This is a genomic window from Pseudoflavonifractor sp. MSJ-30, assembly GCF_018918045.1.
GTDB lineage: Bacteria > Bacillota > Clostridia > Oscillospirales > Oscillospiraceae > Faecousia.
The window spans coordinates 1-24031 of sequence record NZ_JAHLPU010000011.1 but is presented as its reverse complement, the minus strand read 5'-3'; the positions used below and the strand labels follow the sequence as shown (position 1 = coordinate 24031).

At 51.5% G+C, this 24031-nt stretch carries 20 protein-coding genes; 10 read left to right on the top strand and 10 right to left on the bottom strand.

Going from position 1 to position 24031, the window contains the following annotated elements; all coding sequences use genetic code 11:
• Positions 1 to 22 precede the first annotated feature (22 nt).
• On the bottom strand, positions 23 to 838 hold the full coding sequence (gene frlD, locus KQI10_RS01205; protein WP_216565578.1) for a fructoselysine 6-kinase: 816 nt from the start codon (positions 836 to 838) through the stop codon (positions 23 to 25).
• 611 nt (positions 839 to 1449) lie between these two features.
• Here frlD and KQI10_RS01200 point away from each other — a divergent pair.
• Together KQI10_RS01200 and KQI10_RS01195 are read left to right on the top strand one after the other, a co-directional pair.
• Complete coding sequence (locus KQI10_RS01200) at positions 1450 to 3003, top strand: amidohydrolase (RefSeq protein ID WP_216565576.1); 1554 nt, start codon at positions 1450 to 1452, stop codon at positions 3001 to 3003.
• A gap of 19 nt (positions 3004 to 3022) precedes the next feature.
• Positions 3023 to 3877: a sugar phosphate isomerase/epimerase gene (locus KQI10_RS01195; protein ID WP_216565575.1), complete on the top strand. Its 855-nt coding sequence runs from the start codon at positions 3023 to 3025 to the stop codon at positions 3875 to 3877.
• A gap of 398 nt (positions 3878 to 4275) precedes the next feature.
• Here KQI10_RS01195 and KQI10_RS01190 read toward each other — a convergent pair whose 3' ends face one another.
• The 6 genes from KQI10_RS01190 to KQI10_RS01165 all read right to left on the bottom strand — a co-directional run bounded on the left by KQI10_RS01190 (position 4276) and on the right by KQI10_RS01165 (position 11369).
• Entirely contained in the window at positions 4276 to 5667 is a 1392-nt protein-coding gene (locus tag KQI10_RS01190; protein ID WP_216565573.1) for a Sapep family Mn(2+)-dependent dipeptidase, read from the bottom strand.
• Positions 5664 to 6593, bottom strand: a complete 930-nt coding sequence (locus KQI10_RS01185; RefSeq protein ID WP_216565572.1) for an ABC transporter ATP-binding protein — start codon at positions 6591 to 6593, stop codon at positions 5664 to 5666. Before KQI10_RS01185 ends, KQI10_RS01190 begins: the two co-directional genes overlap by 4 nt.
• Positions 6586 to 7650, bottom strand: a complete 1065-nt coding sequence (locus KQI10_RS01180; protein WP_216565571.1) for an ABC transporter ATP-binding protein — start codon at positions 7648 to 7650, stop codon at positions 6586 to 6588. Before KQI10_RS01180 ends, KQI10_RS01185 begins: the two co-directional genes overlap by 8 nt.
• 3 nt (positions 7651 to 7653) lie before the next feature.
• Complete coding sequence (locus KQI10_RS01175; RefSeq protein WP_216565570.1) at positions 7654 to 8664, bottom strand: ABC transporter permease; 1011 nt, start codon at positions 8662 to 8664, stop codon at positions 7654 to 7656.
• Positions 8661 to 9602: an ABC transporter permease gene (locus KQI10_RS01170; protein WP_216565568.1), complete on the bottom strand. Its 942-nt coding sequence runs from the start codon at positions 9600 to 9602 to the stop codon at positions 8661 to 8663. The genes KQI10_RS01175 and KQI10_RS01170 overlap by 4 nt, the downstream gene beginning before the upstream one ends.
• 102 nt (positions 9603 to 9704) lie before the next feature.
• On the bottom strand, positions 9705 to 11369 hold the full coding sequence (locus KQI10_RS01165; RefSeq protein ID WP_216565567.1) for a peptide ABC transporter substrate-binding protein: 1665 nt from the start codon (positions 11367 to 11369) through the stop codon (positions 9705 to 9707).
• 872 nt (positions 11370 to 12241) lie between these two features.
• Here KQI10_RS01165 and KQI10_RS01160 point away from each other — a divergent pair.
• Both KQI10_RS01160 and KQI10_RS01155 read left to right on the top strand, forming a co-directional pair.
• Positions 12242 to 13609, top strand: a complete 1368-nt coding sequence (locus KQI10_RS01160) for an MATE family efflux transporter (RefSeq protein ID WP_216565566.1) — start codon at positions 12242 to 12244, stop codon at positions 13607 to 13609.
• Between the two features lie 347 nt (positions 13610 to 13956).
• Entirely contained in the window at positions 13957 to 14802 is an 846-nt protein-coding gene (locus KQI10_RS01155; protein ID WP_216565596.1) for an ATP-binding protein, read from the top strand.
• Between the two features lie 376 nt (positions 14803 to 15178).
• Here KQI10_RS01155 and KQI10_RS01150 read toward each other — a convergent pair whose 3' ends face one another.
• A complete protein-coding gene (locus tag KQI10_RS01150; RefSeq protein ID WP_256445283.1) occupies positions 15179 to 15592 on the bottom strand; it encodes a CpsB/CapC family capsule biosynthesis tyrosine phosphatase in 414 nt (137 codons plus the stop codon).
• A gap of 64 nt (positions 15593 to 15656) precedes the next feature.
• Here KQI10_RS01150 and KQI10_RS01145 point away from each other — a divergent pair, with 64 nt between their 5' ends.
• From KQI10_RS01145 to KQI10_RS01120, 6 genes are all read left to right on the top strand, one after another.
• Complete coding sequence (locus tag KQI10_RS01145) at positions 15657 to 16247, top strand: zinc ribbon domain-containing protein (RefSeq protein ID WP_216565564.1); 591 nt, start codon at positions 15657 to 15659, stop codon at positions 16245 to 16247.
• A 117-nt stretch (positions 16248 to 16364) separates the two neighbouring features.
• The gene (locus tag KQI10_RS01140) at positions 16365 to 18890 is read left to right on the top strand and encodes a translation factor GTPase family protein (protein WP_216565563.1); all 2526 of its coding nucleotides are present in this window, start codon (positions 16365 to 16367) and stop codon (positions 18888 to 18890) included.
• A gap of 375 nt (positions 18891 to 19265) precedes the next feature.
• Positions 19266 to 19739, top strand: a complete 474-nt coding sequence (locus KQI10_RS01135) for a phosphate-starvation-inducible PsiE family protein (protein ID WP_216565562.1) — start codon at positions 19266 to 19268, stop codon at positions 19737 to 19739.
• Between the two features lie 215 nt (positions 19740 to 19954).
• A complete protein-coding gene (locus tag KQI10_RS01130) occupies positions 19955 to 20407 on the top strand; it encodes an NfeD family protein (protein WP_216565560.1) in 453 nt (150 codons plus the stop codon).
• A gap of 16 nt (positions 20408 to 20423) precedes the next feature.
• Positions 20424 to 21341, top strand: a complete 918-nt coding sequence (locus tag KQI10_RS01125) for an SPFH domain-containing protein (RefSeq protein WP_216565558.1) — start codon at positions 20424 to 20426, stop codon at positions 21339 to 21341.
• 56 nt (positions 21342 to 21397) lie between these two features.
• Positions 21398 to 21592: a DUF6440 family protein gene (locus tag KQI10_RS01120; protein WP_216565557.1), complete on the top strand. Its 195-nt coding sequence runs from the start codon at positions 21398 to 21400 to the stop codon at positions 21590 to 21592.
• Between the two features lie 158 nt (positions 21593 to 21750).
• Here KQI10_RS01120 and KQI10_RS01115 read toward each other — a convergent pair whose 3' ends face one another.
• Together KQI10_RS01115 and KQI10_RS01110 are read right to left on the bottom strand one after the other, a co-directional pair.
• The gene (locus KQI10_RS01115) at positions 21751 to 22746 is read right to left on the bottom strand and encodes a PdxA family protein (RefSeq protein ID WP_216565556.1); all 996 of its coding nucleotides are present in this window, start codon (positions 22744 to 22746) and stop codon (positions 21751 to 21753) included.
• 11 nt (positions 22747 to 22757) lie between these two features.
• Positions 22758 to 23798, bottom strand: coding sequence for a transaldolase family protein (locus KQI10_RS01110; RefSeq protein ID WP_216565555.1), 1041 nt, complete (start codon positions 23796 to 23798; stop codon positions 22758 to 22760).
• Positions 23799 to 24031 lie beyond the last annotated feature (233 nt).

Here is a 24031-nt window from a genome sequence, read left to right as displayed (position 1 = left end):
CTCCTCCTCATTATGTGTTAAATTATGTGTTAACCCATGGCTCAAAAACCTGCACTACCTGGGCGGCAACCTCCGCGCCCTTGCGCAGACAGTCTTCCACCTGCCATCCCTGCAAAACACCATACAGGAACCCGGCAATAAAGCTGTCTCCCGCGCCCACCGTATTGACCACGGTCGGCGCCGGGAAGATACCGAAGGAAGTGAACGCTCTTCCGTCATAAGCAAGGCTTCCCTTGTCACCGAAGGTAGCCACTGCGATCTTCATGCCGCGATCCACCTTGTCTTTCAGGAAGCCCTCAATGAAGGCATCCCGCTCCTTGTGGTAGGAATAGAAACCGTAATCCACAAAGGGAAGGGTGCTCTCCACCAGCGGATGATCCAGTCGGTCGGCGTAGTCAAAGCTGATAGCCTTACACCCTGCGGCCTTGATAGCGGGCAGCACCTTCTCTGCCATACCCCACAGTGCGGTATGCACCAGATCATGCCCGGCAGCGAAGGCCACGTCCTCATCGTCGAATACGATGTTTTCCAGCACACCCTCAATGTACTCTCCATGCACCCGGTCATTTCCGTTCATATCCATGTAGGTAATGGCAGTTTGACCGTCGCCGATTTTCAGGTGGCTCACATCCAGCCCCTCCGCGGTCAGGGTATCCACCATCCATTTCCCATCGGCATCGGAACCGGTGGTGCTGATGATTGCCGTAGGAATCCCCAGCTTTCGCAGGTTCACACCGGTGTCCACACAGTTCCCGGTGGGATAGCGGCGGTTGACCTCCTGCCCATTGATGCGCACATAGACATCAATGCAGTTGTCTCCGATCATTGCGGCGTTCATGTTTTGCATCCCTCCACATCTGTTTTCGCTGGAGCTACGTCTCATTCGCATCTCAGCTTTGAGACAAGTATAGGGGATTTTAATACCAATTTCAATTTGCATTTGCGACAAAATGATTATGAAATATTTAGTAAAAAAAAGAATCCTGTGATGCTGGATGACAAATTATATACAGGAAAAAATCAGTCGAATAACCTTGTAACTTCAGATATTAAGAATTTATGTAGTATAATATAAAAGAGTGAACTTTCCTTGGAATAAGCGGTATATTTCTATAACTGAAAATATACCAATTTTCAAAAGGTGCCATTTTCGATCAATACCCGTTCTGGATTATTTCGCCTCTTGCGAATGGACCAATTTCGCATTCTGTCCAAAGCCCATCCTACTGCATTGGCGCAGTATACGAATTTGTCCGAAGGCCCTTGCACGGGGATTCCCAACGTGTTATAGTGTATTTGATCCCCGGTGCCGGTGTGCAACGGCATCCCGGATTTCGGTATTCTTCTGCCACTTCCGACAGAACAAGGCACTGTGCAGCTGTCAGCAACTGCACAGTGCCCTGCTATCCCGCCGCCAAACGGCGCATACTGTTAGGAGTGAATTGAATTATGTCTAAATACGCAGATCTAGTGTTGCAGTCCAACTGCGTTTTTACCGCCGCCGGAGAAGAACCCTTCGCTGGCTTTGTGGCTGTGGCGGGCAGCAAAATTCTTTGTGTCGGCCACGGCGCGCTGGATGGGGCGATCCTGGGGCCGAATACCAAGGTCCTGTATCTGGGGGACAGAACCATTTCCCCCGGCTTTTCGGATGTACACTGCTTCTTCACCGGCTACAGCGTAGGCTTCCTCGGAGCGGATCTGAGTGCCTGCAAAACCGAAGGGGAGCTGATTGCGGCCGCGAAAGCCTACGCCGATACGATCCCCGCCGAAAAGAGCGTGCTGTGCCACGGCTGGAACGCCCAAGAGGTGCCTGTCAACGGCACTGCCGCTCTGGACGAGGCCTTTGGCAGCCGTCCGGCAATTCTGTTCGCCCAGGGCTGCGAAACCTGCTGGATGAACAGTGCCGCTTTGGAGCGCTACCGCTTTACCCCGGAAACCTGCTACCCCGAAGCCTACGTCCGCTTGCTGCCGGATATTCTGGGTGATCGGGACTTCATTATTCCGGAATTCAAAAAATATATGAAAATGATGAACAGCCGGGGCGTCACCTCCGTTAAGGAGATGGGCTTTGATCGGTTCTATGGCTTCACGGACATTCTGGCAGAGCTGGAACAGTCCGGGGATCTGACCCTGCGGGTGAACTTTATGAGCCAGCCTGTGGCTGAGGAAGTAGACCTGGCGTACGGACGCGCCATGCGGGAGAAGTTTACCGGCGAATTTGTCCGATTCTCCGGTTATAACCAGATGACCGATGGTTCCATCAGCCAGCTGTGCGGCGATCTGAAGCAGCCCTATTGCTGCGCCGACACCTGCTGTGCCCAGAACATCGACTGGGACAGTCTGGCCCGGCAGACCCGTGCCGCAGACGCGGAGGGCTTCCGATTCTCCCTGCACGCCCAGGGCGATGCCGCCATCGCCAGAGTTCTGGATATTTACGAAACCTGCCGCCGGGATAAACAAGGCCATGTGATCAACCGCCACGCCATTACCGACCTGGAATTCTCCGATCCTTCCGATCTGGAGCGTATGGGCGCCATGGGCGTTATCGCGGAAATCTATCCCCAGATCCAGTCGATTGCCGATCGGGAAGGAAAGCTTGCCATGATTTCGGAGAAAATCGGTATGGATCGGGGTCGCTACTATTGGAACCGCCGGAAAATGGCGGATTCCGGCGTACCCCTCAGCTGCGGTACCGATCTGCCTCTGCTGATTGACAACATCCCCGAGTCCGTCTATCACGCTGTAGGCGGTTACTTCCCCGAGGGCGGCGAACCCTTTAACAAGCAGAATATGCTGACTGTCAAGGAACTTCTCACCGCATGGACCCGGGGCGGCGCCTACAATCTGTCCTGTGAAGATAGCCTGGGCACGCTGGAGCCCGGAAAAAAGGCGGATATTGCCGTTCTGTCTGGGAATCTGTTCACCACCCCGGTGGAGAACAGCCGGAATTTGAAGGTGGATCTGACGTTGCTGAACGGAAGCGTTGTACATAACGCACTGTAACTGAGAAGGAGGAATTACAATGTCTCGTATCACTATGCAGGACGTGGCTGTCATGAGCGTTCAGTATGTCCAGTACAGCTTTGCCTACTATCTGGACTCCATGAAACGATGCGGTCTGTCAAAAATTGATATGTGGGGCGGTGCGCCTCACTACTGCCGCCTGGACTATAATAGTTCCCGGGAGGCAGGACAAAAAATCGCTCAGCTTCGCCGGGCGATGGACGACCTGGGAATGCAGGTGGTGATCTACACTCCGGAAACGCTGGGTTACCCGTTCAGCTACAGCACGCCGGATTTTCCCCTGCGAAGCCGGACACTGGATTATATGAAAGCAGCCATGGAGGATGCGCTGCAGTTCGGTACAAACCGGGTGTTTCTGAACACTGGCTGCCACAGCCGGGATTTGAACCGGGAGGAAGGCTTTCTGCGGACTGCCGACAGCTACCGCGCACTGTGCGATGTAGCCGAACGTATGGGCGTTGACCTGATTCTGGAACAGCTTCAGCCATATGAGAGTAATCTCTGTACAACCCTGCCGGATATTTCCAGAATGCTGTCCCTTGTAGGCTCTCCCAACCTTAAAGTCTGCGTAGATCTGGTAGCTATGGAAGTGGCGGGGGAAAACCTGGAAGCCTACTGTGAAACCTTCGGCGAGAAGCTGGCGTGGGTTCACTACTCCGACAGCCATCATCTGATCGTCGGTGACGGAGATTTCGGACGGGAGCGGCTGGAAGGGTATGTCCGAACGCTGGAACGGCACGATTATCAGGGGTGTTTGGATCTGGAAATCAACGATTCCATTTACTGGGAAGACCCTCATAACTCCATTGCCCGTTCTTGCGAGTGCCTAAAAACCATTCTCCCGGAGAACTAAGTGTATTGGGATCCAATACTATAAACTGATTAATTCTTAACTTTTCCGCTCTAAATTCCACCAAGATGTTTCACTTTTTCTTACTATGTATCAGTATTACCGGCATCTTTCTTTTATGGTGTTATTTGTTCTAGGAAAACAGTAAAAGGTTTGAAACATTTTTCGCATCATACTGAACTCCAATTAAAATCTTTAAAAAAGATTTTAATTGCCTGAAGGGCATGGAGTTCATATGAGACTTGTTTTGTGATTTCTTTCCTTATAAATCACAAAACAGGCAGCGCCTTCAGGCGATGCCTTCCTGATTAAAATTAAGATTTTAATCAGGAAATAGTATCAGTCATCAAAATAGCTGTCATTGCAATCTGTAGATCAGTTTGCAATGACAGCTTTTTGTATTACCTGCACAGAGCTGCGATGGCGGCTGCGTAGATTTCAGAAGTTTTCAGGAGCTGGCTGATTCGAGCCCGTTCATTTGGACCATGGAGGTGGGAATCGAAGCCATGTTCCCCAGCTCCGAAGGCCACTCCTCCGGGAACGTTGTGGACATATGTACTGCCACCCATGGATTCACAATAGCCGACATTCCCGCTAAAGGTTTCATAGCAGGAAATCAGTGTTCTGATAAAGTCTGAATCTCCATCTACCACATGAGCTGGATGGAACGTTCCGTGGCAGTCCCATCCCAAAGTAGAGAATTGCGTGTAAACTGCCTGTGCGGTATTCTCTTCCGTGGCAGCCAGACTGAGTCTGGCATCAAATTGTGCTTCAAATCCTTGATTGTCCATGTGGAGTAAGGATAGGGTTACTGTAGTTTTCCCCGCGACATCGTCCTCCATGGCAATCCCCAAGGCCTGCCCATGGTGATCACCATGGGGGAATAACTGATGCAGACTAACAATGGTCTCCTTTTCCGAACCCTCTGGCAAGGGTAGCATGGATAGCAGCTCCAGCATAGCGGTGATGGCGTTATTTCCCTCGTTAGGAGTGGAAGCATGGGCTGCCTTACCCATTGCAGATATTTTCCAAGAATCGTCCATTTGGATGCATTCAAAGCTGACACCTGTCTTTTCACGCACTGTCTGTATCGCCTTAGTAAGGGTCTCCCGATCACACGGAATGCCCTCTGCAGAGCAATTGGACGGAGCAACATTTTTCCGAATGCCTCCGTTAATGGAGATGCTGTTGGCTGTGGCCACCCACTTTTTGGAGAATTTGGGGGCATAGCACGCTTTTTCCACATTGGTCACAGGAAAAACTGAATCCGGGGAGAGGGCATAGGGCGCATAGGGATGTGAGGCATAATAGTAGGCCAAGTCCCGGGAACCGGTTTCCTCATCCGTACCCATAATCAGCTTTACATTTTTGGAGAGTGGCACCCCCAGCTCCCGGATGCATCGCATGGCAAGCAGAACTGCTACCAGAGGCCCTTTGTCATCATCCACGCCTCTGCCAAAGATCAGATCCCCCTGGCGAATCAGCCTGTAGGGAGGAGTATCCCATCCTGTGCCTGCTCCAACAACATCCAAGTGAGCCAAAACATGGAGTCCATCCGGGCAATTGCTCAGATCTGCCGTGCCCACATAACCATCTATGTTTTCAGCACGAAAGCCCCAGGCTTTTGCCAAGGCCAGAGCTTCTTCCAGTGCCTTCGCAAGGCCTTCCCCGAAGGGCATACCCGGCTTTGCTTCGCCCAGGGTAGACTCTGCGGCAATCAGGGGTGCCAGAGCGGTTACCAGTTCCTCTTCCTTGCCTTGCATCCAGTTACGAATTTGATTTTCTAGGCTCATATTTTCTCCTGCTTCTGCACCCAGGAGGCAAATTCCTCATCCGTTGCCAGTACGGAATGTGTGGCAGTCAGATTGTGGTAGCGGCCTTTGGAATAATCGTTTCCAGTGCCGACATAGCTGATGGACACACGGTTTTTCTCCACATCCGGGTCAGGTTGAGGGATTGCGGAGAGTAAACTGATGGTATAGGGATGAATAGGATTATCAAAAATTTCATCAGTTGTTCCAGTTTCCACGAGATGTCCCAGATGCAGTACCCCAATCCGATCAGAAATGTATTTTACCATAGAAAGGTCGTGGGCAATGAAGAGATAGGCAGTACCTAACTCCTCCTGTAATCCCTTCATAAGATTAACCACCTGCGCCTGAATGGACACATCCAGCGCAGAAATTGGCTCGTCCGCAATGACCAGCTTAGGTTCCATGATCAGAGCTCGGGCAATACCGATACGCTGACGCTGTCCACCGGAAAACTGATGTGGATATCGGTTCGCATGTTCACGGGATAGACCAATTTTTTCCATGATTCGATAAATCTTATCCTGTCTCTCCTGAGGTGTGCTATAAAGATGATGCACATCCAGTCCCTGAGCAATGATGTCTGATACCTTCTTCCGGGGATTTAGGCAGGCCATGGGATCCTGGAAAATCATCTGCATCTTGGTTCGGAGTAGTTTCCGTTCACTCTCTGACATGGAGCCGGAAATCACCTGCCCGTCGAAGGTTACTATTCCATCGGTGGGATCGTAAAGCCGGATGATAGCTCTGCCGATGGTAGACTTTCCGGAGCCGGATTCTCCCACTAGGCCGTAGGTTTCGCCAGCGTCAATGTAAAAGGACACACCATCTACAGCCTTTACAGTGTAGCTTTTACTCACCGGAAAATATTGCTTTAGGTTATTCACTTCCAAAAGATGTTCAGCCATGGCTAATCTCCTTTCTGCCAATTCTGGCTTTGATTGCCTGAGGCGGTTCCACATGGGGTGCTCTGGAATCCAATAGCCAGGTTGCAGCCGAGTGGGTTTCACTGATTTGGAAGATAGGCGGTTCTTCTACGAAATCCGCTTCCAGGGCGTAGGCATTACGCGGAGCGAAGGGGTCACCTTGAGGAAGATTCAGCATATTGGGAGGAGTTCCGGGGATGGTATACAGACGCTGTGAAGAATCTGCATGGATATCCGGCATGCTGGCCATCAGACCCCAGGTGTAGGGGTGCCTAGGATCGTAGAATATGTCCTGCACCGTTCCCTTTTCCACAATCCGTCCGGCGTACATGACGGCCACATAATCCGCCACCTTGGCAACAACACCCAAATCATGGGTAATGAACACCACGGAAATACCTGTTTTCTTCTGGATATCCTGAATCAACTCCAGGATTTTAGCCTGGATAGTCACATCCAATGCAGTAGTGGGCTCGTCGCAGATCAGGATATCCGGGTTGCAGGATATGGCAATGGCAATCACAACGCGTTGACGCATACCGCCGGAAAGCTGATGGGGATAGTTTTTCATCCGTTTTTGGGCATCGGTGATGCCGACCATTTCCAAAAGCGCAATGGCACGCTGACGTGCCTGGGCTTTTGTCAGCTTCAGGTGGTAAATCATTCCCTCCATAAGCTGCATTCCGATGGTCATGGTGGGATCCAGAGATGTCATGGGGTCCTGGAATACCATGGCGATATGGGTTCCGTTGATCTTCCGGCGCATTTCCCGGCGGGAAAGCTTGCTTAAATCAATGGTATCCGTCTCGTCTTCGACACTGTGATAGAGAATGGAACCGGAGTCAATTCTCTGATTATTGCTCAAAATGCCCATAATGGTTTTTACAGTGACGGATTTGCCTGAGCCGGATTCTCCCACGATGGCAAGGGTCTCCCCCCGATACAAATCCAAATCCACATGACGTACTGCCCGGAGCGGGCCTGCGCTGGTTTGGAAGCTGACACACAAATCCCGAATGGTCAATGCTTTCTGTTTCATGGCTCACATCTCCTTCATCTTGGGATCAAAGGCATCCCGCAGGCCATCGGCCATCAGATTAAAGCTCAGCATCAACATGGCCAGCACCACCACAGGGAACAGCACCAAGAAGGGGTACATGGTCAGGGACTTGTAGCCGTCGCTGATCAACGAACCCAGACTGGCCAGAGGGGCCGGAATACCCAAACCAATAAAGGCAAGGAATGCCTCCGTAAAGATGGCATTGGGGATGGTCATCATGCACATAACGATGATCTGACCAAACACATTGGGCAGAATCTCTTTGAAGATGATGGAAAAGGTGCTCTCACCGAGTGTTTTGGAGGCCAGCACAAATTCTTGCTCCTTCAGGCGAAGCATCTGGGCACGGCTCACACGGCACATACCAATCCACTCCGTAATCATCAGGGCAATGGTAATGCTGGCCAGACCTGGCTTCATCACAACAATTAGAAGAGTAACGATCACCGTAGTGGGAATGGTAGAGAGTATTTCCGAAATTCGTTGAATAAGAAAGTCTATTTTTCCACCGAAATAGCCCGAAATCAGGCCTAGAGACATACCTACAATGGTGTCAATCAAAATAGCAAGCAGAGCGACATATAAAGAGATCCGGGTACCTGTCCAGGTTCTGGCAAACAAATCTCTGCCTAGGGTGTCTGTGCCAAAGATGTGTGTCACATTCTCTATGCCTTTTTCTTGATACACATTGTATCCTTGGTATTTTCCATTAAAAATGGGCGCATTGTCCCATCCGGCAATATGGGGTGGAAGGTTCCGTTGGGACATTTCCTGAGTGCGGTAGTCATAGCCACTCATGCTTGGACCTAGGAAAGCCAGAGCAATAATCACGACAATCATCACCAAGCCGAATACAGCACCCTTGTTTTTACAGAATCGCGCTGCTGCATCCTTCCAAAAGCTTCGGGCTTCATATACCTGATCTGTTCCTAGGTTGTGTTCTTTGGCCCATACAAAATGGGCATCAGTCAGTACCGTTTTTTCCTGACTCATACCTTCACTTCCTCCTTTGCCAGCCGAATTCTGGGGTCAATAACACCATACAGGATATCTACTACTAGCATTATCAGAATAAAGGCAATGCTGTAAAAGAAAATTACTGCCAATACCACATTGTAATCGTTATACTGGATGGCAGTAACCAACAGGCTGCCCAAACCAGGAATCGCAAAAATTTGTTCAACCACCAGTGAACCGGTCATTAACTCCATGGTCAGAGGTGCCAACACCGTGATAATGGGAATCAGGGTGTTGCGCAGAGCATGAACTCCAATGAGCCGACGAGTGGGGATGCCCTTGGCATCGGCTAATGTCATGTAATCACTTCCCAACACTTCTACCATTTCCGTTCTCGCAAATCGAGCTACCGTGGCCATGGAGAACATACACATGGAGATGGTGGGCATGATAGTGGACAGGAAGGGATGCGAGGTGGTATACAACAGTGGCAGCCATTCCATTTTGAAACCGATGAAATAGCTCATGGCTAGAGCGAACACATAGGAGGGAAAGGAAACACCGATGACGGCGATGAAGGTGGCGAAACTATCCGCGAAGCTATTGCGCTTAATGGCAGCCACGATTCCCAGAAAAATTCCAATGATTGTTCCTAGTATCACGGCCTGCCCGCCAATTTGCAGAGAAACCGGCACACGAACCTTCAGGAGGTCCAAGATAGGCATGTTCTTCTGAATAACATAGGATACGCCGAAGTCACCACAGAGCATAGCCTTTACATAGTTGAAATACTGGATATACAAGGGTTTGTCCAGACCGTATTTTGCCTCTAGGGCAGCACGCTGAACCTGAGTGATTTTTTCGTCGTTAAAGGGGCTGCCAGGCATAGCCTGGAGCATGATGAATAGCAGAGTCAATATAAGAAAAATGGTGACAACTGCCAAAAGAATACGCTTCGCGGTATATTTCAGCACGTTAACATCCTCCCTATTGGAATAATGATACTGCCGGGAAGCCGCCTCCCACACAGAATTGGCTGCCCAGCAGTTTCTTTGATATTTACTTTACGATATCAACTACTTTACGATATCAACGGATTTGTAGATGGTACCAACACCAACGGGGAAGAAGGAAATGCCGGTAATACCGGGACGAACCATGGCAGCTGTACCCTTCTGATAGACAGGCAGGATAACGGCATTGTCCATCACCAGCTTTTCGGCCTGCTTCAGAGCCTCCCAACGTGCGGGCGGATCATTGGCCAGCTTTCCATTGGCATCAGCGATAAGCTGATCGTACTCCGCATTGCTCCATTCGCCATAATTATAGGTGGAACCAGTAGTCCACATATCCAGATAGGTCATTGGATCAGCGTAGTCAGGGCCCCAACGGGTCAGACCCATCTCATAATTGCGCTTCTGCATCAGGTCAGTACGGCTCTTCTTGGGTTGTGCCTTCAGATTCAAATGGACACCTGATAGATTGTTTTCGATCTCACTTTGCAGGAACTGCGCAATAGTGGGAGTAGAATCAGAATCATCGTAAATCAATTCAATGGTGACTTCGTCAACACCCAGTTCAGCTTTAGCCTTTTCCCAGTATTCCTGAGCCTTTGCTTTGTCAGTGTTCAGGTAGGTACCGGTGGTCTCACGGAAATCCTTACCATCAGGCCCAATTGCTAGTTTGTTGGGGATGGCAAAGTTTGCGGGGATGGAGCCATCCTTTAGCAGCTCATTGCAGATGATTTCCTTATCATAGCTCAGAGCGATGGCCATACGCAGGTTCAGATTTTCTAAGCCTGAAGAAAACTCACTACTGCTGGGATTCAGATTGGGGGACAAATACCACAGGTAGCCTTCCTCGATCTTAGTGAATCCTTCGTCATTCTGATAACGGGATACCTGATCACCGGTCAAACGTACATAGTCCAAATCACCGTTCTCATAAGCCAGCATGGTCTGCTGAGAGTCCTTAATGATCTGGAAATTGATTTCATCCAGATACACATGTTCAGCATCGTAATAGGAATCATTCTTCTTCAACTGGTAGGTATTGCCGCCAACTTCCCAAGCGGACATATAGAATGGACCGCAGCACAGCAGATTGTCTGCGCCCAATGCGTACTGGCTGCCTTTTTCAGTAGCATAGGCCTCGTTGATGGGGCAGAAGCTGGGGAAGGTCATCAGGTTGAGGAAATAGGTCACGGGATGGTCAATTTCCACCTTCAGGGTTTTGCTGTCTACAGCGTAAACGCCCAACTCCTCGGGAGCCATTTCACCGCTGATAATGGCGGTGGCATTCTTCACGGCTGCCACTTCCATCATGAAGCTGTACTCGGAAGCGTTCGCAGGATCAACCAGACGTCTCCAGGCAAACACGAAGTCATCTGCTGTGACTGGAGTGCCGTTCATCCAGTTCGCATTCTGTCGGATATGGAAAATGTATTCGGTGCCAGATTCGTTTACCTCGTAGCTTTCAGCCAGAGCATTGACAGGAGTGCCGTCAGGACCGGTATAGAACAGCGGCTCAATAATGGCTGAAATAACTTCTAGACAATCAGCCTCAGTGGCAATGGTGGAGTCCATATCAAATAACTCACTGGAGCGACCAACATTCAGAATCTTCCGACCGTCATCTACTACGGTCGGATTCGCAACCGGGTCCGGACTGCTAGTTCCACAGGCGGACAGAACAGTCACAACTATTGCCAAGGTAAGCAGGATAGATATCAATTTTTTCATCTTGTTTCTCCTTTCAGTCAGCCCACTGCTATGTATAAACGCATTTGTCTTTACTCGGTGGACTTGAAAGCATTATACCGTGGGCATTTTGGAATGTCAACAAATGGAAAGGAATGACCATTTTTTGATATAAAAGCCCCCAAAAATTTCAAATAGTCTTTTCTTATCTTAAAATATAACAGATTTCTTTCTGAAATCTGCGATGATTTTCTCTTTCCTATTTCGGTGTTTTTACACTCCCCCCAGAATAATCAGCAAGATCACAATAGATGTATAGAGCAAATTATAATAATAGACCAATTATTTCTGTATACTTCCTCCTCCAAAATAGTCCATTATTCAGCATTGAATTAAGTGCTTTAGAAATGAAATCCTTCAATTCGAGCGGATTATGCTAAAAAGCAGAAGATTTGTAGAGTTTTTAGCCTACTTTGATATAGCGGGATATACCAATATCAAATTATCCACAGCATGAGGATGAAAAAATGGTGCATTCATTATAATCCTAAAGTTTTACATTGGATATTTCCTGGCTATTTCCAAAATTTTCCGGCAATACGCACGTTTCCTCTTGGGTTCCGCTCCAGCTACTATTTTGGAGCAATTTGACAGTGGCATGCGATATGCTATAATCAGATAAAATACGCGAAGTGAAGGGGGCTTCCTCATGCTTTGGATAAAGGAACTGTTTGGCGTTAAAAAATCAATTATTGCCATGTTTCAACTGGACGCGCCGCCCTGCGATATACTGTATCGTAGGGATAATGATATGATCCTTAGAGAATTGCATATGTGTCACCCGCATCAACGTATTCTCGGAAGATGTGAAGGAAATCTGGTAGATGTGGTAAAGCAAGGCGAGGTGATTTCCCATGGCTAAACATCCACATAAAGGGATGCTGAAGGAGCTGTGGATTTTGGGTTCCCCTACCATTGTGGAGCAGCTTCTGCAAACAATGGTAGTCTACGTGGATACTGCTATGGTTGGACAACTTGGTGCCCAAGCTAGTGCAGCTGTGGGTGTTACTACTACCGTAAACTGGCTGTTAAATGGTATAATCTTTGCCGCCAGTCTGGGGCTTTTGTCCTATATTGCCAGATTCACAGGGGCCGGAGATCAGGACAGTGCCCGGGAGGTTTCTGCCCAGGGCATCTGGGTGCTACTGCTTCTGGGAATCCCGGAAAGTATTCTTGCTTTGGCCATCAGTCCGGTTCTGCCTGTTTGGCTGGGAGCTGCACCGGAGATACGTAAAGATGCGTCTACCTACTTCTTTATCGTCTCCCTGGCCATGTTCTTCCGGTGTTCCATGATCGTTTTTGGCAATGTGCTCCGAGCAAACAAAGATAGCCGAACCCCCTTGAAGGTGAATATCGGAATCAATTTTCTGAATATTGTACTCAATCAGCTTTTGATAGGCAGACCGGTGATGGTGCATCTGCACACGCTCCAACTGACGATCCCTGGAATGGGGTTGGGGGTCGCCGGTGCGGCTATTGCCACGGCAGTGAGCACCGGAATGGGGGGAATTCTGCTTTTTGCGGCCGCCATGCTTAATTCAGAGACTACTTTGGTAGGACAGAAAATATGTCCTAATGGTAAAATTCTTCGCAATGTATTCTCTGTGTCCTTACCACTGATGGGAGAACGCCTGGTCATTGGTAGTGGTTATGTTACGTTTACCTCCATTGTGGCAAGTCTGGGCACAGTAGCTACTGCAGCCCATACCATTGCACTCCAGATAGAAGAGGCTTTCTATATCCCTGGCTATGGTATCCAAACTGCCGTTTCAACCCTTTCAGGTAATGCTTTGGGAGAACGGAATTTATCCAAGCTTTCCCAGGTAGTCAGAGCCGGCATGGACTTTGCAGTGTCCATCATGTCGCTTATGTCCCTCGGGTTATTGTGGAAGGCACCCTGGATAATGGCGATTTTTACGAAGGATTCACAAGTGATTGCCTTGGGAAGTAGTGTCCTAAGGATTGTGGCCGTTAGCGAACCAATTTTTGCTGCCTTAATCATCCTGGAGGGTACCTTTCACGGCATCGGTGTAACTAAGCAGCCCTTCCTAATTAGCCTGTTTACCATGTGGGGAATCCGAAACGGTTTGAGCTGGTGCCTGGTGTACTGGCTCCATATGGGACTTGAAGCCGTTTGGATTTGCATGGTTATGGATAATGTTACCCGCTGTCTTCTCCTAACGCTCTGGTATTACAGTGGGAGATGGAAAACATGCTGGTAATCTGGTATTCAGCTATTCCCTAACGCGATGATTTTTTAGGGAAGCCGTCCGAAAAAATAAAAGATGGGTATATGATGCTGTGACTACACCCTTTATGCTTGGCATCATCCGATCCGAAACTACTTCCTTTCCGATCTATTGGAACAAAACTCATGGAATATGCGATTGCACATGAGCAGGGCCATCTGCGCTGCAGGGAACATTAGCGGAAGCCGATGGCTTTTGTTTTTCTTTCTGCTTTCTGGTTCAATCCGATTATATGTATTACATACCCGCCGGATATTAAGGTATACTCAAACCGGCCTGCGCTCTGAAAGCAGCTCTCAGCCCAGCAATATTATGCATATATTGCTGGTCAGCAAACGCTGTTTCCTGAAGAAGTTGACCAATATGATCCAAGTCTGATTAAAGAAATTCTAAATAACTGTATTGCTCATTCTGATTATCGGCTTCGTGGAAAAATCAATGTTGAGGAATTTGAAGATCGATTGGTTTTTATTAATGAAGGGGCGTTTATTCCAGAAACAATTGAGCAAGCATTGGAGCCGGGCTACAAGCCGCCATATTATAGAAATGCATTTCTATGCAGAGCCATGGTTAATCTATATATGATTGACACAAACTCTATGGGCATTCCGATGATTTATCAGATCCAGCGTGAAAAATGTTTCCCCTTGCCCACATATGATTTAGAAACAATCAATAGAGTTTCTGTTACTGTATTTGGCAAAATTTTGGATAAAAACTATACCCAATTACTTCATGCAAATGGGAACCTGGATTTGCAGACAGTATTCTTGTTGGATCGGATACAGAAAAGGGAACCAATATCTCACGAAAACTATGTAACTCTTCGAAAGAATGGATTGGTTGAAGGGCGGTATCCTAATATTTTTGTCTCATTTAAGGTTGCAACTGCAGTTGGTCAGAAAACTGCTTATATTCGAAATCGCGGCTTAGATGAAAGTGTTTGTAGGCATCTGATTATGCAGGCACTTGATATTCAGCCCTCTACAATGCCGGAACTCCTGGAGGTTTTGGACCGCGGTGCATTATCTGCAGTCCTATCACCGGACCAGAAAGCCAGAAAAGTGTCAAATCTTTTGCAAAAAATGAAAAATGAAGGAATTGTCTATCCCGTTGGGCCCAGAAATAAGGCCAAATGGCATGCCGCCAAGTCAAAAACTAAATAATGTGCTTTAGTTTTATTTAGCTTTACATTTAGTTTTGACCATATTACGCCAGACAGAACAACTAAGCCCCTTATGTAACAGGTAGCCCTATATTTTTCAAAATAATATCGTATTTCTATCGACTTACCACCCCCTTCCATGGTATACTACCTGTAGTTATCTATGGAAGGGGGCGCTTTATATGCCTGAACAGGTGAAAAAGACGCCATGTTGTACGGCTCTACTTGCCCATGTGTGAGCCGATAGAGGAGCACCACATAAAATCCCTATAAAATAGTTCGTCCCCAACCATAATGGTTGGGGACGTTTGTATTTGTAAAGTATTATTTTTTCGCCTCATATACAGACAGGCGTAACATTTCGAATTTCAACTTGTTTATACACAAAGCAGTTTTTGTGCATTCTCCCAAGCAACTGCATCGGCGTACCCACGATCCACATTTTCATATAGCCAATTTAACCCATATTCGGCACTGGGAGGACGATAATATGTCTTGTGGGCATCTGTACCTAGGAAATCCACCTTACGCTCCAACGCAAGCCGTCTAGCCCAGTTTTTGATAGGCTCATCCATCTCATCGAACAGACTATATGTATTCAGTTGGATCATCGCACCTAGTTCACGGAAGCGGTTGACCAGTTCCATATTATCCCTGAGAAATTTATACCGCTCCATGTGAGCGATAATAGGTTTATACCCCGCACTTAACAGTGCTTCCACGCATGGAATCGCATTCTCGCGATATGCCCATTGTGAGAACTCCATCAATACATATTTTGTTCCGTTCATCGTTGGGTAGAATAAACACACCTCAAATCATACGGAACGGCAATTAAAAAACCCGTTTGCTGGAGTGCTGTATTGTGAAAAGTGCGGGGGAATTATGAAGCGGTATGTTCCCCGCCCCAAGGAAAGCCCAACAGCCTGGTTCCGCTGTATGACCCGTAACTGCGACTGCAAAATGATTAAATGCGAGGTAGCGGAGAAAAACATTCTGAATGCTATGGAGGAATGGCTTGAAGAATATCAAATCCAGCTTGAGCAGACACAAACGCAGGCTGTTGACCCGATTGATACGGCTTTGGAAACAGTTCACAGCCAGCTTGCCGGCTTGCAGCTGCAACAGGAGAAAATTTGTGAGTATTTGGAAAAGGGTATCTACTCGGTCGAGATGTTCAGCAAGCGCAATACGGCTCTGTCAAAGGAGATTGAACAGCTTCGGGAATCCGAAACGGATCTTTTTCGACAGAAAAGTGACGGCAATCAGCGAAAACGAGCAGCAGCTGAGCTGATCCCAACCACTCAGCACATTCTGGACAGCTATGATGCGCTTACTGTGGAGGAGAAGAATGGCCTGTGGAAACTGGTTATGAGAAGGGCAACGATTTATCGGGAGCCCGAAGGGGAAGTGCGTATTCAAATTTTCCCAAACCTCCCAAGATAACGAACCGCCATAGGCGGGCAATACCACAAATGTAAGAAAAATCCGCGCCGATCTATCGACGATAGCCCCCTTTCATGGTATAATACAGAAAATTAACGATGAAAGGGGGCTGACATCATGTCTGAGCAGCCGAAAAAGACACCCTGTGGTATTGGTGTGTTGGCCCATGTGGATGCCGGGAAGACCACCCTTTCGGAGGGACTGCTGTATGTGTCCGGCGCCCGGCGGGTGCTGGGGCGGGTGGACCATGGGGACGCGCTGCTGGACAGCTTCACGTTGGAACGGCAGCGGGGAATTACCATTTTCTCCAAGCAGGCCCGGCTGGAAACGGCCCGCCGGGCGGTGACGCTGATCGACACCCCGGGGCACGTGGATTTTGCCGCCGAGACGGAGCGTGTACTGCCGGTGCTGGACTGCGCCGTGCTGGTCGTCAGCGGTACGGACGGCGTTCAGGCCCATACAAGGACCCTTTGGAGGCTGCTGGAAAAGCACCGTGTGCCTGTGTTCCTTTTTATCAACAAAATGGACCTGCCCGGCGCCGACCGGGAGACGCTTCTGAAACAGCTGCAAAAGGAGTTCGGCGAGGGCTGTGTGGATTTCGGCGGCAGCGTGGATTCCATCCGGGAAGCTGCCGCCATGTGCGATGAGGCTTTGCTGGAAAGCTATCTGGCGGGGGGCCCGGTGACGGATGGGAATCTGCGGCAGCTCATCGAAAAACGGCAGCTGTTCCCCGTATTCTTCGGCGCGGCCCTGAAAAATCAGGGAATCGCGGAGCTTCTGGATGGACTGGACGTCTATGCCCCGGAAAAGACCTATGGAGCGGACTTCGCCGCCCGGGTCTATAAAATCACCCGGGATCCTCAGGGCAGCCGGCTGACCTGGCTGAAAATCACCGGGGGCAGTCTTGCCGTCCGGGAACCGGTCCGCTATCAGAACCGACAGGGAGAAAACCTGACGGAGAAGCCTGCACAGCTGCGGTTCTATTCCGGTGAGAAATTCGAGACGCCGGAGAGGGCAGAGGCAGGAGCCGTTCTGGCCGTCACCGGCCTGACGGCGACCTGGGCGGGGCAGGGCCTTGGCGCGGAATCGGACCGGTTCCGCCCGGAACTGGAACCGGTCATGACCTACCGGGTGGCGCTGCCGCCCAGAGCGGACCCTGCCGTGGTGCTGCCCAGACTGCGGCAGCTGGAAGAGGAAGACCCCCAGCTGCGCATCGCCTGGGACGGCAAGCAGATCGGGGTGCGGATCATGGGCCAGGTCCAGCTGGAGATTTTCCAGAGCCTGGTCAAACAGCGCTTTGATCTGGACATCACGCTGGAGGACCCTCGGATCTTTTATAAGGAGACCATTGAAAATACAGTGGAGGGCGTAGGCCATTTTGAACCCCTGCGGCACTATGCGGAGGTCCACCTGCTGCTGGAGCCGGGGGAGCCGGGCAGCGGGCTTACCTTCTCCACTGTCTGTCCACAGGATGTGCTGGACCCGGCCTATCAGAGTCTGGTGCTGACCCATCTGGCGGAGAAGCAGCACCGGGGCGTGCTTACCGGCGCGCCCATTACGGATATGAAGATCACCTTGCTCATCGGCAAGGCCCACCTGAAGCACACCGAGGGCGGCGACTTCCGGCAGGCGACCTACCGGGCGGTGCGGCAGGGCCTTATGCAGGCGAAAAATGTGCTGCTGGAGCCCTGGTACGATTTCCAAATAGAGCTGCCGCAGGCCCAGATCGGCCGGGCCATTACGGATATCCGGGCCATGGGCGGCGCGCCCGGGTCCCCGGAGAGCCGGGGCGGAATGGCCATTCTGGAAGGACGGGTCCCCGCCGGGGAAATCCGGGACTATGCCGCCGTGCTGGCAGCCTACACCCAGGGCCATGGACGGCTGAGCCTGTCCATGCGGGGCTACGAACCCTGCCACAATGCCAGACAGGTCATCGAGGAGACGGCCTACGATCCCGAAGCGGATTTGGAAAACACCCCGGACTCCGTTTTTTGCAGCCACGGTGCGGGGCATACGGTGAAATGGGATCAGGTGAAGGATTACATGCACCTGGAAAGCGGCCTGAAGACGGAAAAACCCCAGATGCGCCTCCTGCCCGCCATGGACGATCAGGAGCTGGAGCGTATTATGGAGCGGGAATTCGGCCCCATCCGACGCAGGCAGTACACCGCCCCCAAAACCTCCGCCGCCGCGGAGGTGACCATCCGTACACCCAGAGAAAAATGCCTGATCGTGGACGGCTATAATATGATCTTCGCCTGGGAGAGCCTGGCGGAGACGGCGAAAACCGACCTTTCCACCGCCCGGCGGCATCTGACGGATGCCCTGACCAGCTACGCGGGCTTTACAAAGGCCCGGGTCATTCTGGTCTTCGACAGCTATCGGCAGCCCGGCAGCGAAAAGTACCGGGATGCCGGTATCCAGGTGGTCTTCACCCGGGAGGGAGAGACGGCGGACGCCTATATCCAGGCATTGGCAAGAGACATGGGCGGCAACTACCGGGTCAGCGTGGCATCGTCCGATGGCCTGATCCAGCTCTCCGCTCTGGGCTCCGGCGTCCTCCGGGTTTCCGCGAGAGAGCTGGAAGAGGAAGTCAGAAGGGCGAGGGAGGAAATGCGGAAGTTTTATGAAATTGACAATTGACAATGTACAATTGACAATTATAGGGGCCCTTCGGGACATGTTTGAATTGTTTCCGAAGGAAACACCAGACTGTCGAAAAACCATGTCATTGCGAGGCAGTGCGCACACTGCCGTGGTCCCCCAAGGGGATTTCCTTTGGGCACAATCCCCCAGATTTTCAAACATTTTAGTCCCTAAACCGGTGACTTCTACGCCTATCCGGGAGATTCCCACACCAGTCTGAGGACTGGTTCGGAATGACATGCTATCTTTGGGGCTTTTTTGACACGCTGTTGTTTCCGAAGGAAACACCTCAATTGTCAACTGTCAATTGTCCATTGTCAATTCGTATTCTGAGCGCTCTAAAACTTCTACAAACTTACAGGAGGATCACACATGGCAACACAACAGGAAATTGAAAAGAAGGTCAACGAACATATGGAGAAAACCGAGGAGCGGATCCGGCAATCCGAGGCACGGGAGGCGAAAATTCAGCATTATTTCCGCCATGTGCTGCATATTATGGAAAAGCTCATTGCGATTTTTACGCTGATCGTGCTGCTGGGCGCTTTTGCCAAGCTGATTTTGGAGTTGGTGCACCATCCCGGCTCCTCTGCCGATGTGCTGAGCTTTCTTCATGAGGTGCTGACCATTGTGGTGGGTCTGGAATTTGTGCGTATGCTGATCGACACCACCCCCGCCAACATTCTGGAAGTTCTGGCCGTGGCCATTACCCGGCACGTGATTTTGAGCCACGACGATCCCGTCAGCAACCTCCTGTCTGTGGCCTGCATCGCGGGACTCTTCGCCATCCGCCGGTTCCTGTTCCGCAGAAACGAACTGAAAGAGGAAATGGTGGACCGGGAGTAAAAATTTCTTCAGGCAACACCGCACAATTGCGTCTGTGCGCTTCGACGGATCTGCCTGCCGGATTGTACGGTGCTGCTGTATTTTTCCCAAAGGGCAAAAAAAAGCAGTCTATTTTGCCATTCCCGCAATTGACGGCGGGGGCGGAAGCTGATATCATAGACCTGTAAGCAAGAGAGGAAAATCCCAAAAGGATTTCCGGGAAGGAGGTTATTTCCGTGCATATTTCTGCTTATATCTGGCTGGTGCTTCTCATTCTTTTCATAGTGACAGAGGGGGCCTCGGTGTCGCTGGTGTCCATCTGGTTTGCCGCCGGCGCGCTGGCGGCGGTGATTGCCGCACTGCTGGGAGCATCCATCGTTGTGCAGACGGTGCTGTTTCTGGTGGTCAGCGTGGCGCTGCTTGCCCTGCTGCGGCCCATTCTGAAAAGATATGTGAACCCCAGGATCCAGAAAACCAATGCCGATTCCCTGATCGGAAAGGAATGCGTGGTCACGGAACCCATTGACAACCTGAAGGCCTGCGGCCGGGTAAAGGTGGGCGGCATGACCTGGAGCGCCAGAAGCGTTTCGGGAGAGGACATTCCTGTAGGAACCATTGTGAAAATTTCCCGCATTGAGGGTGTAAAGCTCTTTGTAAAGCCTGTCCCGGTGCCGGAAGCCGCCAAGTAAAAAAGGAGGAACATCTATGCCTATTGTATTGCTTATCATCGTCATTCTCGCCCTTGTCATCATCATTTCCAACATCTCCGTGGTCCAGCAGTCCCGGGCCTATGTTGTGGAGCGGTTGGGCGCTTTCCACAGCGTGTGGGGCGTGGGTATGCACTTTAAGGTGCCCTTTATTGACCGGGTTGCCCGGAAGGTGAGCCTGAAAGAGCAGGTCCTGGACTATCCCCCCCAGCCTGTCATCACCAAGGACAACGTGACCATGCAGATCGATACCGTCGTCTACTTCCAGATCACAGACCCCAAGCTCTACTGCTACGGCGTGGAGCAGCCCATGATGGCTATGGAGACCCTGACCGCCACCACTCTGCGTAACATCATCGGCGATTTGGAGCTGGACCAGACCCTGACCTCCCGCGATGTGGTCAACACCAAGATGCGCTCCATTCTGGACGATGCCACCGACCCCTGGGGCATCAAGGTCAACCGGGTAGAGCTGAAGAACATCCTGCCTCCTGCCGACATCCAGAACTCCATGGAGAAGCAGATGAAGGCCGAGCGTGACCGCCGTCAATCCATCCTTCAGGCCGAGGGCCAGAAGAAGTCCGCCATCCTCATTGCCGAGGGCGAAAAGGAATCCGCCATTTTGAAGGCCGATGCTGAGAAGCAGGCCGCCATTCTCCGGGCTGAGGCCGAGAAGCAGGCTGCCATTCTGAAGGCCGACGGCGAAGCCCAGGCCATTCTGGCAGTGCAGCAGGCCCTGGCCGACTCCATCGCCATGCTGAACGAAAAGGCCCCCAACGACAGCGTTCTGCGGCTGAAAGCCATTGAGGCCATGCAGAAGGTCGCCGACGGCCAGGCCACCAAGATCATCATCCCCAGCGAGATGCAGGGTCTGGTGGGTCTTGCCAACGGCATTGTGGAAGGCACCAAACAGTAATCACGCAAAGGGGCGCAGCAAAATCGCTGCGCCCCCATTTTGAAAGGAAAAGTATGATGGAAAAGAATAAAAAGCGTTTTGTCCGCACCTACAGTCAGGGTGCTATCAGCACCACGGAGATCTGGGTTGACACCCAGACCGGTGTCAACTATCTCTTCCAGACCAGCAGCTACGCCGGCGGCCTGACGGTCCTCCTGGACCGGGACGGCAAGCCCATCATCTCCCCGCTGCCGGTGGTGGAAGAGAAATAAAGACGCAAAAATGGAAAGAAGATGCCATTGCGAGGCCGTGTTTGCCCGCAATGGCATCTTTTTTATGGGAAGATCCGGACCGGAGGCTATGGCTCCCTCGGCCCGGTCCCGCGTGAAGACCGAGGTCTGCCTACATCGGTCGGGGGAAGCGTGTATGCTTATGCGCGGCTCCGCGCCATACGGCACAGAACGTTCAGAGCGTTTTCAAAGGCGGTGGCAGAGGCACGGCCCTGACCGGCGCGGCCAAAAGCGGTGCCGTGGGCGGCGGTGGTAATGGGATAGGGCTGTCCGCCGCTGATGGTCACGCCCTGGTCGAATCCAACTGTCTTCAGGGCGATTTGCCCCTGATCGTGGTACATGGTGACGACGGCGTCAAAATCCCCCCGGAAGGCCCGCATGAATACAACGTCCGCGGGATATGGACCGGTAACATTCCAGCCGAGGCTCTGGGCTGCCGCAACGGCTGGGGCAATGACGTCCAGCTCCTCCCGGCCGCATTTCCCGTTTTCGCCGTTGTGGGGATTCAGGCCGGAAACCGCGATCCGGGGCTCCTCCACACCGAAAGCGCGGCTTGTGTCGTGGGCAAGCCGGATCGACGCCAGAATTTCGGGAACGTTCAGATGGGCACTGACGGCGCTGATGGGAATGTGGCTTGTGACCCGCACGGTCATCAGATTTCCCAGCATATTGATCTCTCCGCAGGTGTTGGGATTGCCCAAAAGATCCGCGATGAGCTCGGTTTCACTCTCCTGGACCATTCCGGCCTCCTTCATGGCCCCCTTGTGCATGGGACCGTACAGAAAGCCTGTGATTTTTCCCTCAAGACAGAGCCGACAGGCGGCGTGAAACTGAGAAAGATCCCCTTTTCCGCAATAGGCGCTCATTTTGCCCATGGTGACCCGCGCGGGATCCTGATCTCCGGTGTCCCAGACGGGAACGCCCCTTTCCCAATCGGCCTGGCATAAATCTGTGACGGCATAGTGGGGGTATTTGGCATCGATAATGGCCAGTCCCTGCTCCAGAATTCGGATATCCCCGATGATCAGCGGGCGGCACGCTTCCGTCAGAACGCCGCTGACGAGAACCTTCGCCACGATTTCCGGCCCGACGCCCGCGGCGTCTCCCAGGAGAATGCCCAGCACTTTCTTTCCCATGGCGCTGTTCCTCAACCGGAAAGCTCGGTCCGGCGCTGCCGGATGAAGTCCAGCGCGCTGGCCCAGGCCTTTTCAAAGGAACTGCGGAACCGGACCACGGGGCCGAAATCCTCATAGTCCTTGGGCTCGATGGCGTGAAGCTCGTAGGCCTGACGGAATTCCGGCAGACAGCGGCACAGGGTATCCGTGACCTCCAGCGGCACAGGGGCCAGGAAGCGCTGAACAACGGGGGGATCCTGCTCCAGCAGTTTGTCGGCGGTGCTCGCCCAGTTGATGGTGACCACCGCGTCCGCGCCGACCATTTCCGTGAAGTGGTGCAGTCCCCGGGCGCCGCCGCTGATCATCCCCACCGCGGGGGCGTGGGTTTTGGTGTACTGGTATATTTTCTTTGCCGCGGCAATACCAGCCTGCCAGACATAGTCCTTTGGAATGTCCATGTCCCGGGCCGCCGCCGTCATATGCTCGTCAAAAATGCCCGCGATGTGGGAGAAGTAGGCCACCGGGGGCCGCTCCATTCCGGCGGTGGCCCGGGTATAGACGTCGCAGACGTCCGCGGCCTGCCGCAGGGCCATTACCTCCGTGGCATTGATGGCGTAGCCCTCCCGCAGGAGAATGTCAATGGCCTTCAGCCCCTCTTCCGTAGCCGGAACCTTCAGCATGATGTTGGGCAGATTTTCCGCGTTGAACCGCCCCCAGCGGACAATGCTCTCGCAGTCCTCGTGGAAGGGATCCCCCTGAATGCTTACATAGCCGTGTTTCCCGCCGGATTCCCGGTACAGGGGGAGAAAGGCCAGCGCGATTTCCTCCACAAGCGCCCGCTGAAGCCGGATCAGGGCGACGGAATCCTCCGGCTCCTGACGCAGGATCTCGTCCAGCACCTCTATGGCATGGGCCTTGTCCGGACCCTGGAGCATTTTCCAGGTGTAGGCGGGATTCTGGGTACAGCCAACCGCTCCGGCATCCAGAGCAAGCCGGGCCTGTTCCCGGGTCACGTTGTTGATCCAGAAGCGGGTGGGCGTCTGCCGGGCTACGCGATGAAAGTAGGTGTTCATAAAATTCTCCTTTCCGGGGATTGCGAAAACTTATCAGCTCAAAAAGTTCTCCGTTTCTGTTTTTTCAATCTTGGAAGCGGTGGGATTCTCACAGCTGAATTTCGGCTGCAAGGCCATTATAACCCGGACAGAAAAAATGTCAAATCCACGTTATGCGGCGATTTCAAGATATATGTATATTATATATGCTTATATACGATAATATAATATTTTTGTACTGTAATATAAAACTA